Raw genomic sequence first — 12,637 nt, 5'->3', positions numbered from 1 at the left:
GCGATCAGTCTGTCGTCTGAAGCAGGGGCAGTAGCTCCGCCACCAGATAGAGCGAGCCGCAGGCCACAGGCAGGGCGGGTGAGTCCACAAGCCAGGCCAGGTTGCTGGCTAGCTCAGGGGCCCCTGTCTCCAGCTGAAACCCTGTTGCGGCCTCGAGATCGCCGGCACTCCAGCTGCTGTGCTCCTGCGGCAGGGCCACTACCCGCACCGCATCGCCCTCGCGCAGCAGGGTGCGCAGCAGCGACGGCGCATCCTTGTGGCGCTGGATGCCGATCAGCCAGCGCCGCCCCAGCGGTTCTTCGTGGGTGCGTTGATCCAATTCGCGGCGCAGCGCCTCGGCGGCCGGTGGGTTGTGAGCGCCATCAACCAGCAGCGGCTGGCCCTGGAATCGGCGCAGCTCCAGCCGGCCAGGCCAGCGGGCCTGGCGCAGCCCCTCGGCGATCGCGGCTGGGGTGATCGGCCAGCCGCGATCCGCCAGGGCCTCGGCTGCCGCACTGGCCACAGCGGCGTTGCTGCGCTGGAGATCCCCCCTCAGCCCCAGCGCAGGGCCGCCCTGGTCCGCCGGGGCCAAAGGTTTCACCCAACGCAGCGCGCAGCCCTGGCGGGCCGCCAGCTGGCGAAGCACCTGGGCGGCCTCCTCGGTTTGCGGGCCGCTCACGGCTGAGGCCCCGGGATGCAGCACGCCGGCTTTTTCAGCAGCGATGGCCGCGATCGTGGGCCCCAGATGTTCGGTGTGATCGAGGCCGATGCTGGCGAAAGCCAGCACCTGGCGATCCGGATGCACCGTGGTGGCATCGAGGCGACCCCCCAGGCCCACCTCCAGCACGGCGAGCTCCACGCCGGCCTCAGCGAAGGCCTGCATGGCGGCGGCGGTGATCAGCTCGAAGGGGGTGAGGTTGTGGCGCAGGGCCAGCGGTTGCAAGTTCCGCAGCAGCCGTTGCAGGGCGTCCTCGCTGATCAGGCTCTCCGGCAGGCGGATGCGCTCACACCAGCTGAGCAGATGGGGCGAGGTGTAGAGCCCGCAGCGGATGCCGGCGGCACCTGCAATGGCGTGCAGCATTGTGCTGATCGAGCCCTTGCCGTTGGTGCCGGCCACCTGGATCGCCGCAAAACGCCGTTCGGGATGGCCCAGCTCCGCCAGGGCCGCCTGCAGGCGTTCCAGGCCAAGGTCGACGCCCCGGCGACTGAAGGGAGCGATCAGCTCGCTGAAGGGGTCTGGGCCTGGCACGCGATCAGGGCTCGTTCCAGACGCTTCACCGCTTCGCGGATGTGGCGGGGTTCGATGGTGAGGGGCGGTACGAAGCGCACCACATTGGTGCCGGCGGGCACCAGCAGCAGCCCTTCGGTCATGGCCGCCTTCACCACATCAATGGCGGCAGGGCCTTCGGGCCTGAGCACCAGCCCCTGCAGCAGCCCCCAGCCGCGGCAGCCCTCCGCCAGGGTGGGGTGACGCGCCACCAAACCGGCGAGCTGCTCCTGCAGCAGTTGGCCCATGGCCTCGGCATGGGCGGGAAGGTTGCGGCGCACCAGCTCCTCCGCCACGGTGAGGCCGGCGCGGCAGGCCATCGGGTTGCCGCCGAAGGTGCTGGCATGTTCACCGGGCCTGAGGTGATCGGCAGCCGCCTTCACGCACAGCGCGCCGATGGGGAAGCCGCCGCCCAGTCCTTTGGCCAGGGTGAAGGCATCGGGTTCCACACCGAGCTTCTGATAACCCCAAAGGCGCCCAGTGCGGCCGACGCCCACCTGCACTTCATCGAAGATCAGCAGGATGTTGTGCTGATCGCAGAGCTCCCGCACCCGGCGGAAGAAGCTCTGGTTGCCCGGGTTGACGCCGCCTTCGCCCTGAAGCGGCTCCAGCATCACGGCGGCCACGCGCGGACCATCCTTCTCGCATTCGGCCAACAGGGCCTCGAAGGCGGCGGTGTCGTTGTAGGGGAAGTAGCGGAACCCCTGCACCATCGGTTCAAAGCCTTGGTGGTACTTGGGTTGACCGGTGGCGGTCACCGCCGCCAGGGTGCGGCCGTGGAAGCTGGCTTGGGCGGTGAGGATCAGCGGGCCGCCGGCCTCATTGCCGATGCCGCGCACCTGATGGCCGTGCTTGCGGGCCAGCTTGATCGCGCCTTCGTTGGCCTCGGCGCCGGAATTGCAGAAGAACACCGCATCGGCGCAGCTGTTGGCGGTGATCCAGGCCGCCAGCTGTTCCTGCTCAGGGATCCGATACAGGTTTGACACGTGCTGCAGCTTGCGCAGCTGCCGGCCCAGAGCCCGGCGCATCACCGCGCTGCTGTGGCCGAGGGTGCACACCGCAATGCCGGCCACCCCGTCGAGATAGCGCCGGCCTTGGCTGTCCCACACCCACACGCCCCGGCCGCGCACCAGTTCGAGGGGGAAGCGCCCGTAGGTCTGCATCACCGCCGAGCTGGCGGGGGTGATGCGAGGGGGCGGAGTCATAGGAGCGGTGGGACTTGAACCCACATGCCCGAAGGCGCTCGATTTTGAGTCGAGTCCGTCTACCAATTCCGGCACGCTCCCGCGTGGCCGACTTTAAGGGTCAGCCTTCAGCCGACGCGGCGGATCGAGGCGCCGACGCGGTTGAGCTTGCCCTCGAAATCGGCGTAGCCGCGATCGAGGTATTCCAGGCCCTGCACCGTGGTGATGCCTTCCGCCGCCAGGCCGGCCAGCACCATGGCGGCAGAGGCCCGTAGGTCGCTGCCCTGCACCGGTGCACCGCTGAGGCGCGCGACCCCTTCAATGAAGGCGGTGCTGCCCTGCACGCGGATCGCAGCGCCCATGCGCTGCAGTTCGGCCACATGCTGGAGCCGGTTCTCGAAGATGTTTTCGGTGATCACGCTCGTTCCCTGGGCCGTGGCCAGCAAGCTCATGAACGGGGCCTGAAGATCGGTGGGGAAGCCCGGGAAGGGTTGGGTGCGCAGATCCACCGCTCGGATTTCCTCAGCGCTGATCGTGACCAACGTGCCGTCGATGCTGAGCTTGCAGCCGGCTTCTTCGAGCTTGGTGAGCACCGCACCAAGGTGATCCGTAATCACAGGCCCCACGGTGAGCGTTGAGCGGGTGATGGCGGCGGCCAGCAGGAAGGTGCCGGCCTCGATCCGATCGGGGATCACGGCGTAGTCGGCGCTGTGGAGGCGCTCCACCCCCACGATCGTGATGGTGGGGGTTCCGGCGCCGCGCACCTTGGCGCCCATGGCCAGGAGCAGGCCGGCCAGGTCCACGACTTCCGGCTCGAGGGCGGCGTTTTCGATCACCGTTTCACCCTCGGCGAGGGCTGCCGCCATCATCAGCGTTTCAGTGGCGCCCACGCTGGGGCAATCGAGGTGAATGCGGCCCCCCTTGAGGCGATGGCCGCGGCCGGGCACCACCGCCGACACGACACCGTGCTCGATCGTGACCTGGGCCCCAAGCGCCTTCAGACCCTTCACGTGCTCCACCACCGGGCGGGTGCCGATCTGGCAGCCACCGGGAAGGGGCACCCGGGCAATACCCAGCCGTGCCAGGAGCGGGCCGATGCAGAAGAAGCTGGCCCGCAGGCTGTTCACCAGCTCGTAGGGCGGCGCGGATTGGTTGAGCCCAGATCCGTGCATCTCGAGGCTTTCGCCATTGCGGCGCACCTTCACCCCAAGAGAGCTCAGGATTTCCCCCATGCCCTGAATGTCGGTGAGGGGCGGCACGTTGCGCAGCCGCAATTGGTCTTCGGTGAGCAGGCTGGCGGCCATCAGCACCAGGGCTGAATTCTTGGCGCCGCTCACCCGCAGTTCGCCCGAGAGGCGGCGATTGCCCGCAATCTCAAGCTGGGGGTTGAGAATCTGTTGAGACGGGACAGCGGTCACAGTCATGTCTACAGGCGTCCCGCCTCAGGTGCCTCATCCTGACAATCGGCCCTGAGACCGGCAAGACGTCCGGCGCCGGAACTGGCTTGGCCCAGGGGCGCCACCCCTGATGGGGTACATTTCCGGGGTCGCCGACGCGACACGCCAGCCCCTGCGGATGTGGCGGAATTGGTAGACGCGCTAGTTTCAGGTACTAGTGGCAGCAATGTCGTGGGAGTTCAAGTCTCCCCATCCGCACTGAACAGCTCTCCTCATTGAGGGGAGCTTTTTTATTGCTTGTTGCCCTCGGATCATTAGCCCAATCGGGTGGCTGCCAGCTGTTGCTGTTCTCGGCTGGGCTTGCCAGGGTTGAAACGCAGCGCCGGTACCCCGGCTGCTGCTTTCATCGTTTGTGCTGCACGGCCCGTCGATGCTCGTTCTCAAGATCACCAATGCCTCGGATGTCGTGGCGGCCAAGATCGGACGCTTCCTAGAGGCGCTCACCCCCGATGCCCTCGATGAAAAAACCGTGGAGGACGTGTTGATCAAGGAGTTGATCAAAAACCTCAGCGCCGAGGGTCTCAAAGGTGAAGTGGCTGCGGTGCGCGGCCTGGCGCTGCATGAGCATGGACTCGAGGTGGAGGACGGTCTGCACGTCCGCCGGCGCGAAGCCTTCTGATGGAGTTGATCACCAGCCGGCGTAACCCGCTGGTGGGGCGCCTAAGGGCGTTGCATCAACCCAAGGGCCGGAGAGAGCAGGGTTTGCTGCTGCTGGAGGGCACCCACCAGTTGCAGGAGTTGCTGCGGTTGGGTCTGCGGCCCGAACAGGTGCTGGCGACCCCAGGCTGGATCGAGCGCAACGGCGGCTTGCTGGCGGCGGGGTCCCTGCCGCTGCAGCCCGTAGGCGATGAGGTGATGGCTGCAGTGGCCACCACCGATCACCCGGATGGTGTGGTGGCCACCTTGGCTAGAGAGGCCTTGCCCATCGCAAGGGGCGATGGCTCCTTCGTGCTGCTGCTTGATCAGCTCCAGGATCCCGGCAACCTCGGCACGCTGCTGCGCACGGCACTGGCGGCTGGTGTGGATGAGGTGTGGCTTGGGGGCGGCGCCGACCCTCTGCAACCCAAGGTGCTGAGGGCCTCCGCCGGCGCTGCGTTGGCGTTGCCGCTGCTGCGGCTCGCTCAGGGTGATGCGCTGCTGCCCTTGCTGCAGCGGGCTGCTGCGGCTGGCCAGCAGCTGGTGGCCACCGAGGTGCAGCCTGGCGCCCAGCCCTACTGGCAGCTCGACTGGACCCGCCCCACCATCTTGATGATGGGCAATGAAGGGGCGGGCCTGGATCCGCAGCTGGCGGCCTTGGCCACCCATCGGATCACCATTCCCCACAGCGCTGCGGTGGAATCGCTGAATGTGGCGGTGGCGGCCGCGCCATTACTGCTGGAGCGCTGGCGCCAGGACTGCAACGCTGCTGAGGGGGCCTGACAGGAGAGAATGCCCGCCAACTGCGCAGGGCAACCGGTGAGCGACGGCAGCTTCGATTTTGATGTGATCGTCATCGGCGCCGGCTATGGCGGCTTCGATGCGGCCAAGCACGCTGCCGACCACGGCCTGCGCACCGCCATCATCGAAAGCCGCGACATGGGCGGCACCTGCGTCAACCGCGGCTGCGTGCCCTCGAAGGCGTTGCTGGCCGCCAGCGGCCGCGTGCGTGAGCTGGCCGATGCCGAGCACCTCAAGGGTTTCGGGATTCATGCAGCACCGGTGCGTTTCGAGCGCCAGAAGATCGCTGATCACGCCAATCAGCTGGTGGCCACGATTCGCGGCAACCTCACCAAAACCCTGGAGCGTGCGGGCGTCACGATCATCCGTGGCGCTGGCCGCCTGGAGGGCCCCCAGAAGGTGGGTGTGCGGGAGATCAACGGTGTCGACCGGGTGCTCAGCGGCCGCGACGTGATCATCGCCACCGGTTCTGATCCGTTTGTGCCGCCTGGCATCGAAACCGATGGCCGCACCGTGTTCACCAGCGACGAAGCGGTGAGCTTGGAGTGGTTGCCCCGCTGGCTGGCGATCATCGGCAGCGGCTACATCGGCCTGGAATTCGCCGATGTGTACACGGCCTTGGGCTGTGAGGTGACGATGATCGAGGCCTTGGATCGGGTGATGCCCACCTTTGATCCCGACATCGCCAAGATCGCCGCCCGCAACCTGATCGACGGCCGCGACATCGACGCTCGCTCCGGCGTGCTGGCCAAGTCGATCAAGCCCGGCTCGCCGGTGCAGATCGAGCTGGTGGACATGCAGACCAAAGAGCCCGTGGAAACCCTGGAGGTGGATGCGGTGCTCGTGGCCACCGGCCGTGTGCCCAGCAGCAAGGGTCTGAACCTGGAGGCCTGCGGCATTGAAACCAACCGCGGCTTCATTCCCGTGGATGACGCCATGCGTGTGCTGGTGAACGGTGCACCCGTACCCCACCTCTGGGCTGTGGGCGATGTAACCGGAAAGATGATGCTGGCCCACACCGCCGCTGCCCAGGGCACCGTGGCCGTGGACAACATCCTGGGCCACCCTCGCCAGATCGATTACCGCTCGATTCCAGCGGCCACCTTCACCCACCCCGAGATCAGCTCGGTGGGCTTGAGCGAAGCCGATGCCAAGGAGCTTGCCGCCAAGGAAGGCTTTGAGCTGGGCTCGGTGCGCAGCTACTTCAAGGCCAACTCCAAGGCCCTAGCTGAGCTCGAGAGCGATGGCCTGATGAAGCTGCTGTTCAACAAGAGCACCGGCGAAGTGCTCGGCGCCCATATCTATGGTCTGCACGCGGCGGATCTGATCCAGGAGATCGCCAACGCCGTCGCCCGCCGCCAGAGCGTGAAGCAGCTGGTGACGGAGGTGCACACCCACCCCACCCTGAGCGAAGTGGTGGAAGTGGCCTACAAGCAGGCCGCCATGGCCGTGGGAGCCTGAAGCGATGGAGATCCGTCGCCGGCCGCCCAACCCCAAGGTGAAGGTGGCTCACCTGGAGTACGCCATCCCCCATGAGGAGAGCGAACCCCGCAACATCCTCGAGAAGATCGTCTGGGAAAAAGACCGCGAGGTCACCTCTGCCCGGGATCGCGTCAGCCTCGATCAATTGAAGAAGCAGGTGGCCGAGCTGCCCCTAACCCGCGACTTCCTGGGGGCGTTGAAAGCGGCCTGCTGCAAGCCGGCGGTGATTGCCGAGGTGAAGAAGGCCAGCCCCAGCAAAGGCGTGATTCGCGAAGACTTCGATCCGGTTGCCATTGCCCAGGGCTACGCCGCTGGTGGTGCGAGCTGCCTCTCAGTTCTCACCGATAAGCAGTTCTTCCAGGGCGGGTTTGAGGTGCTGGTGCAAGTGCGCCAGGTGGTGGACTTGCCCCTGCTGTGCAAGGACTTCATCCTCAGCCCTTATCAGCTATATCAAGCCCGCGCCGCCGGTGCCGATGCAGCCCTGCTGATCGCGGCGATCCTCACCGATGCCGATATGGCCTACCTGCTGAAGGTGGCCCGCGCCCTCGGACTCACCGTCTTGGTGGAGGTGCACGACGCCGAGGAGCTGGAGCGGGTGCTGGCCCTCGAGGGTGTGCAGTTGATCGGGATCAACAACCGCAACCTCGCCACCTTTGAAACGGATCTGGCCACCACCGAGCAGCTCACCGAGCGCTATGGCGATCAACTCCGCTCCAAGGGCTGCTTGTTGGTGAGTGAATCGGGGCTGTTCAGCCGTGACGATCTCGATCGTGTGCAAAGTGCCGGCGCCGATGCGGTGCTGGTCGGTGAATCCCTGATGCGTCAGCCGGATGTGACAGCTGCGCTCGAGACTCTGATTGCTGGATGAGGTTGGCGGTTTAGAGGTCTGCATTGATTCAGTACAAGGAATGGCCAATGCAAACTTCCTGCCTAGATTGATTGGATCCACGGGCGGTTGCCTGGTATGGCCTTACGTGTCAACAGCTTCGGCCCTCATTCGTCTGCTCGACTGTCGCATCGATTGATTGCAGCGTTGGTTACTGCATCCGCACTCGCTTTGGCGCCTGGAATGCTTGTGGTGTCACCAGCCTCTGCTGAGCAATGGAAGGCCGGTGAATGTGAAGCTGATGTGGATGATGGCGGTGAACCGATCAAGGTGTGCGACGACGGCTACCACATGGCTGTCTTTTGGAACGACGGTTCCTTCGTGAACGGAGCCTGCACCGAGGATGGCTCCTACAACGTGGACTACAAAGGCATCTCGAAGAGCGATGCGATCGCTTGGGTGAAGGAGTTCTGTGGCGACTGATCACTGATCAACCGCGAGAAAAAGCCGCATAAAAAAGCCCCCGCGCGGTGCGGGGGCTTTGCTGCTGAAGGGGTGCCTGAAGATCAGACCTTGCGGGAGTAGAACTCCACCACCAGCAGTTCGTTGATTTCCAGAGCGACCCACTCGCGCTCGCACTTGCTGATCACCTTGGCGGTCAGCTTGTTCTTGTCGAGCTCGAGGTGGGGAGGAATGTTGGCCAGACCCGGGAACTCCAGGTTGCCTTCGGCCAGCTTCTTGCTCTGCTTGCGCTCGCGGATGGCGACCACATCACCGGCTTTGCACTGGTAGCTGGGGATGTCCACGACGCGACCGTTCACGGTCACGTGGCCATGGTTCACCAGCTGACGGGCACCGGGAACGGTGGGGCCGAAGCCGAGGCGGAAGCACACATTGTCGAGACGGTTCTCGAGCAGCTTCAGCAGGTTGGTTCCGGTGGAACCCTCCTGGGCGCGGGCTTTCTTCACGTAGCGCACGAGCTGACGCTCGGAGATGCCGTAGTTGAAGCGAAGCTTCTGCTTCTCTTCGAGGCGGATGGCGTATTCGGAGCGCTTGCGACGGGCTTGGCCGTGCTGACCGGGGGGATAAGACCGCTTGGCGGACTTACGGGTGAGACCGGGAAGGTCTCCCAAGCGCCGCGTAATCCTCAGGCGAGGGCCGCGGTAGCGAGACATAGAAAACCGTGTGGTTGGGCAATGGAGCGGTGCGAGCCGTGGCTGGTAGAGCGGCCTTGCGAGAATCTCGCGAAGCAGACAGCTCATCCAGCGGGCTGTTGCCACGCCAGTTGTCGATCCTATCGCTCAGCCCTGGTTTCACCCTCATGCCGCCTATGAACCAGCTGCTGCAACGGTTGCTCCTGGCCTTGATCGGCTTTTACCGCCTGTTCATTTCGCCGCTGCTGGGGCCACCGCGCTGCCGCTTCATCCCCAGCTGCAGTGCCTACGGCCTGGAGGCGATCGAGCGGCACGGCCCCTGGAGGGGCAGCTGGCTCACCTTGCGGCGTCTGTTGCGCTGCCATCCCTTCACCCCCTGTGGCTGCGACCCGGTGCCCGATTGATGACTGAGTTGGTGCTGATCACCCGCGAGGGCTGCTGCCTCTGCGAAGGCCTCGAGGAGAAGCTGGCGGCTCTGGCACTGCCGTTCAGTCGGCTGGATGTGGATGCCGATCCACAGCTGTTGGCCCGTTTTGATCTGGAGGTGCCGGTGCTGCTGTTGCGCGAGGCCGGCCAGGAGCGGCAGTTGCCGCGGGTGTCGCCGCGCTTGCCCGCTGCCCAGCTGCGCGCCTGGCTGGAGGGTCAAGGCGTGGCCTGAGCGGGCGGCCGGCGCTCCAGTCTTGCCTGAGGCTCACAAGACTGGTCGCAGCGGCAACCGTGCCGGCCTGGAATGCGCTTAAAACAAGCGCATCAGCGCTGCCGCCATGTCCGATCGGCTTCACCCTCTGCTGCGTCAGGTTGGCCTGGCGGTGCCGCCTGGGTTGGCCAACGGTGAGGTGACCAGCGTCAGCTGCGATTCGCGGCGTGTGGGGCCAGGCACCGTGTTTGTGGGGTTGCCTGGCGCGCAAGTGGATGGCGGGGTGTTTTGGCCTCAGGCGCTCAAGGCTGGTGCGGTGCTGGCTGTGATCGGCCGTGCTGCCGCTGAGGCCTGCCCTCCCGCCGATCATGATCCGGTGCTGGTGGTCACCGAACCCGTGGCCCGTTGGGCCGGAATGCTGGCGGCGGAGTTCTGGCAGCAGCCGAGCCAACGCCTGCACCTGATCGGGGTGACCGGCACCAATGGCAAAACCACCACCACCCACCTGATCGAGCATCTCGCGGACCATGGCGGCATGCCTTCGGCCCTGTTTGGCACGTTGGTCAACCGTTGGCCTGGTCACAGCGTCACCGCGCAACACACCACGGCCTTCGCCGATGTGCTGCAGGGGCAGCTGGCTCAGGCCGCTGAGGCCGGTGCCCAGGTGGGGGCCATGGAGGTGAGCTCCCATGCGCTGGATCAACAGCGCGTCAGCGGCTGCCGGTTCGCCGGGGCGGTGTTCACCAACCTCACTCAGGATCACCTCGACTACCACCCGTCGATGGAGGCCTACTTCGAGGCCAAGGCCAGCCTGTTCGGCTCTGGCTTCCTCGAGCTCAAGCCGGGCCAGGCCACGGCGGTGGTGAATGTGGACGATCCCTGGGGCGAGAGGCTGGCACAACGGCTGGGCGGGCATGCCTGGCGCTGCTCCCTGCAGGATGGCAGCGATGCCGAGCTGCGGATGGAGCAGCTGCAGTTCAGCTCCGAAGGGGTGAGCGGGGTACTGGTGAGTCCGGTTGGGAGCGGGGCCTTTCAGTCGCCGTTGCTGGGCCGCTTCAACCTGATGAATCAGCTGCAGGCGGTGGGGGCGCTGCTCCAGCAAGGGTTGCCCCTGGCGAACCTGCTGCAGGGCCTCACCATTTTCCGGGGGGTGCCGGGACGGATGGAGCGGGTCGGCGTGGGTCGGGCTGAGTGCTGCGAAGGCTCGTTGCCAGCGGTGCTGGTGGATTACGCCCACACACCCGATGGTTTGGAGAGCGCCTTGAAGGCCTGCCGGCCGTTTGCGCGGGGGCAGTTGATCTGCGTGTTCGGTTGCGGTGGTGATCGCGATCGCACCAAGCGGCCCCTGATGGGCGCCATTGCGGCGCGCTTAGCCGATCAGGTGGTGGTCACCTCCGATAACCCCCGCACCGAAGACCCTCAGCAGATCCTCAACGACGTGATCGCTGGTATTCCAGAGGGCGTGGCGGTGCAGGTGGAGGCCGATCGGGGCCGAGCCATCGCTGCTGTGGTGGCGGGTGCGCAGCCGGACGATCTGGTGCTGATCGCCGGGAAGGGCCACGAGGATTATCAGATCCTCGGAACCACCAAGATCCACTTCGACGATCGCGAAGAAGCCGAGAAAGCGCTGCGTGATCGGCCTTGTTAGGCCAACGCGCTCAGGGCCTCCAGCAGCTTGTCGATCTCCGCTTCGGCGGTGGTGATATGGGTGCAGGCCCTCAGGCAATCCGGATCATCCAGCCGCCGGATCCAGAGGCCCTGGGCGCCAAGGTGCTCCACCACTGAGGCGCTGGGGAGTCCAGCCAGCGTGAAGCTCACGAGTCCTGCCCGCGGAGGTTCCGGCAGCAGGGTGCTCACCCCCGTGATCGTTTGCAGCCCCTGCCAGAGCCGGTGGCTCCCGGCCTGAATCCGCTCCAGCCGTTGCTCGGCTGTGCCCGCCGCCGCCAGCAGCTCCAGCGAGGTGGCAAGGCCGGTGCACAGCGGCAGGCAGGAGGTGGCGACCTCAAAGCGGCGGGCATCGCTGTGGAAGCTGCTGCCGGCGGAGGCCTCGTGGCGCAGGCTGCGCCAGCCGATCAGCGTGGGTTGCGCCTGCTCGAGCAGCCGCTCGGAGAGGGCGACACCGCCGAGACCCTCCGGGCCGCAGCACCATTTGTGCCCGGTGAAGGCATAAATGTCGGCGGCGGCAGCGGCCTCCTCTGCAGGGATCGACCCCATCGACTGGGCCGCATCGACCAGAAGCCAGGGCTTGTTGGAATCCTGCTTCAGCCGGTCGGCCACAGCCGTGATCGGCATCACGCTGCCGCTATTCCATAAAAGGTGCGAAAGCGCGAGCAGGCGCGTGCTTGGGGTGAGGGCCCGCTCCAGGGCCTCCAGCACGGCGTCATCGAGATCGGATTGTGGTGTGTTGCGGCAGAGCTCCAGCACCGGGAGCCAGCGGATCTCCAGGCGTTCGCGCCGCGCCAATTCCTGGCAGGCCGCCACCACGCCAGGGTGTTCGCAGTCGCTGATCAGCAGCTGATCGCCAGCGTTCCAGGGCAGGCCCCAGAGCGGCAGCACGCAGCCGCTGGTGACGTTCTCCGTGAGGGCCAAACGATGGGGCCCCACGCCACAGAGAGCAGCCAAGGCGTGGCGGACCCGTGCGGTTTCCTGTTCGATGAACGGCCAAACCGCCCCGGTAAAGGGCCCAAGCTCTTGAATGCGCTGCCAGCTGGCATTGATCGCTTCAAGAGAAGGTCTGGGCAGGGGGCCCTGGCCGCCGTAGTTGAAGTAGGTCTTGTTGGCGAGGGCGGGGCAGAGATCGCGCAGGAGGGAGCTCAAGGGCGGTGATCGATCCGATCAGCGCAGCATTTCACGCTGGATCTCGTCCTCGCTGAAGGGCCGCAGCGGGTGGCTCATCTTCCAGCCTTGGATCACCATGCTCGCGCCCCAGCCGAAGATCGGCCAGATCGGCCAGAAATAGCCGCGGCCGCTGGCTGCCCATACGGCATCAGGGCTCGTCATGGTCTGGTGAGCCGTCAGATCACCTGACCCACCATCACAGCCGCAACGGCTGAGAACAGGGTGATGCTCAGAGCGGTGAGCGGGTTTTGGCCCTGGGCTACGGCAAAGCTGGTGATCACGCCGGCGCCGAGGCAGGCAACGGCCAGTTGGGTGGTGAGGGCTGGACGCTGCTCCACGGGCTTGGGCTCGATTGCGGGCAGCTTGCTGGGGGCAA

General features: G+C 66.0%; 15 protein-coding genes and 2 tRNA genes. 9 read left to right on the top strand and 8 right to left on the bottom strand.

Annotated features, from left to right (window positions below):
- Window positions 1-4: 4 nt before the first annotated feature.
- The 4 genes from H9532_RS12225 to murA all read right to left on the bottom strand — a co-directional run bounded on the left by H9532_RS12225 (window position 5) and on the right by murA (window position 3,854).
- Window positions 5-1,228, bottom strand: a complete 1,224-nt coding sequence (locus H9532_RS12225; RefSeq protein WP_296368865.1) for a Mur ligase family protein — start codon at window positions 1,226-1,228, stop codon at window positions 5-7.
- Window positions 1,198-2,409, bottom strand: coding sequence for an aspartate aminotransferase family protein (locus H9532_RS12220; protein WP_296369062.1), 1,212 nt, complete (start codon window positions 2,407-2,409; stop codon window positions 1,198-1,200). Before H9532_RS12220 ends, H9532_RS12225 begins: the two co-directional genes overlap by 31 nt.
- A gap of 41 nt (window positions 2,410-2,450) precedes the next feature.
- Window positions 2,451-2,532, bottom strand: a tRNA-Leu gene (locus H9532_RS12215).
- A gap of 26 nt (window positions 2,533-2,558) precedes the next feature.
- Entirely contained in the window at window positions 2,559-3,854 is a 1,296-nt protein-coding gene (gene murA / locus H9532_RS12210; RefSeq protein WP_296368863.1) for a UDP-N-acetylglucosamine 1-carboxyvinyltransferase, read from the bottom strand.
- Window positions 3,855-4,001: 147 nt separating this feature from the next.
- On the opposite strand from murA, the gene H9532_RS12205 reads away from it, so the two are divergent.
- The 6 genes from H9532_RS12205 to H9532_RS12180 all read left to right on the top strand — a co-directional run bounded on the left by H9532_RS12205 (window position 4,002) and on the right by H9532_RS12180 (window position 8,115).
- Window positions 4,002-4,085: transfer RNA gene (locus H9532_RS12205), tRNA-Leu, on the top strand.
- A 172-nt stretch (window positions 4,086-4,257) separates the two neighbouring features.
- Window positions 4,258-4,506, top strand: a complete 249-nt coding sequence (locus tag H9532_RS12200) for a hypothetical protein (protein ID WP_296368861.1) — start codon at window positions 4,258-4,260, stop codon at window positions 4,504-4,506.
- A complete protein-coding gene (locus tag H9532_RS12195; protein WP_296368859.1) occupies window positions 4,506-5,306 on the top strand; it encodes an RNA methyltransferase in 801 nt (266 codons plus the stop codon). The genes H9532_RS12200 and H9532_RS12195 overlap by 1 nt, the downstream gene beginning before the upstream one ends.
- Before the next feature lie 36 nt (window positions 5,307-5,342).
- Window positions 5,343-6,785, top strand: a complete 1,443-nt coding sequence (lpdA, locus tag H9532_RS12190; protein WP_296368857.1) for a dihydrolipoyl dehydrogenase — start codon at window positions 5,343-5,345, stop codon at window positions 6,783-6,785.
- Window positions 6,786-6,789: 4 nt separating this feature from the next.
- Window positions 6,790-7,674: an indole-3-glycerol phosphate synthase TrpC gene (trpC, locus tag H9532_RS12185; RefSeq protein ID WP_296368855.1), complete on the top strand. Its 885-nt coding sequence runs from the start codon at window positions 6,790-6,792 to the stop codon at window positions 7,672-7,674.
- A 210-nt stretch (window positions 7,675-7,884) separates the two neighbouring features.
- Complete coding sequence (locus H9532_RS12180; protein ID WP_296368854.1) at window positions 7,885-8,115, top strand: hypothetical protein; 231 nt, start codon at window positions 7,885-7,887, stop codon at window positions 8,113-8,115.
- 83 nt (window positions 8,116-8,198) lie between these two features.
- On the opposite strand, the gene rpsD is transcribed toward H9532_RS12180, so the two are convergent.
- The gene (gene rpsD, locus H9532_RS12175) at window positions 8,199-8,807 is read right to left on the bottom strand and encodes a 30S ribosomal protein S4 (RefSeq protein WP_010303956.1); all 609 of its coding nucleotides are present in this window, start codon (window positions 8,805-8,807) and stop codon (window positions 8,199-8,201) included.
- A gap of 146 nt (window positions 8,808-8,953) precedes the next feature.
- Here rpsD and yidD point away from each other — a divergent pair, with 146 nt between their 5' ends.
- From yidD to H9532_RS12160, 3 genes are all read left to right on the top strand, one after another.
- Entirely contained in the window at window positions 8,954-9,190 is a 237-nt protein-coding gene (gene yidD / locus H9532_RS12170; RefSeq protein WP_050778733.1) for a membrane protein insertion efficiency factor YidD, read from the top strand.
- Window positions 9,190-9,444 (top strand): glutaredoxin family protein, encoded by a 255-nt coding sequence (locus H9532_RS12165; RefSeq protein ID WP_296368851.1) that lies wholly within the window; start codon window positions 9,190-9,192, stop codon window positions 9,442-9,444. Before yidD ends, H9532_RS12165 begins: the two co-directional genes overlap by 1 nt.
- 106 nt (window positions 9,445-9,550) lie before the next feature.
- Window positions 9,551-11,071, top strand: coding sequence for a UDP-N-acetylmuramoyl-L-alanyl-D-glutamate--2,6-diaminopimelate ligase (locus H9532_RS12160; protein ID WP_296368850.1), 1,521 nt, complete (start codon window positions 9,551-9,553; stop codon window positions 11,069-11,071).
- Here H9532_RS12160 and H9532_RS12155 read toward each other — a convergent pair.
- The 3 genes from H9532_RS12155 to H9532_RS12145 are packed head-to-tail and all read right to left on the bottom strand — an operon-like array spanning window position 11,068 to window position 12,599.
- Window positions 11,068-12,240 (bottom strand): aminotransferase class V-fold PLP-dependent enzyme, encoded by a 1,173-nt coding sequence (locus H9532_RS12155; protein ID WP_296368847.1) that lies wholly within the window; start codon window positions 12,238-12,240, stop codon window positions 11,068-11,070. The two genes, H9532_RS12160 and H9532_RS12155, sit on opposite strands and share 4 nt — an antisense overlap.
- A gap of 18 nt (window positions 12,241-12,258) precedes the next feature.
- Window positions 12,259-12,423 carry a 2TM domain-containing protein gene (locus H9532_RS12150; RefSeq protein WP_296368845.1) on the bottom strand — a complete coding sequence of 55 codons (165 nt, stop codon included), beginning with the start codon at window positions 12,421-12,423 and terminating at the stop codon, window positions 12,259-12,261.
- A 14-nt stretch (window positions 12,424-12,437) separates the two neighbouring features.
- Window positions 12,438-12,599, bottom strand: a complete 162-nt coding sequence (locus tag H9532_RS12145) for a hypothetical protein (protein WP_296368844.1) — start codon at window positions 12,597-12,599, stop codon at window positions 12,438-12,440.
- Between the last annotated feature and the right edge of the window lie 38 nt (window positions 12,600-12,637).

It is taken from the genome of Vulcanococcus sp. Clear-D1 (genome assembly GCF_014654725.1).
Taxonomy (GTDB): Bacteria; Cyanobacteriota; Cyanobacteriia; order PCC-6307; family Cyanobiaceae; genus Vulcanococcus.
Note: the sequence above shows the minus strand (reverse complement) of the source record. Positions and strands in the feature narration are given on the sequence as shown.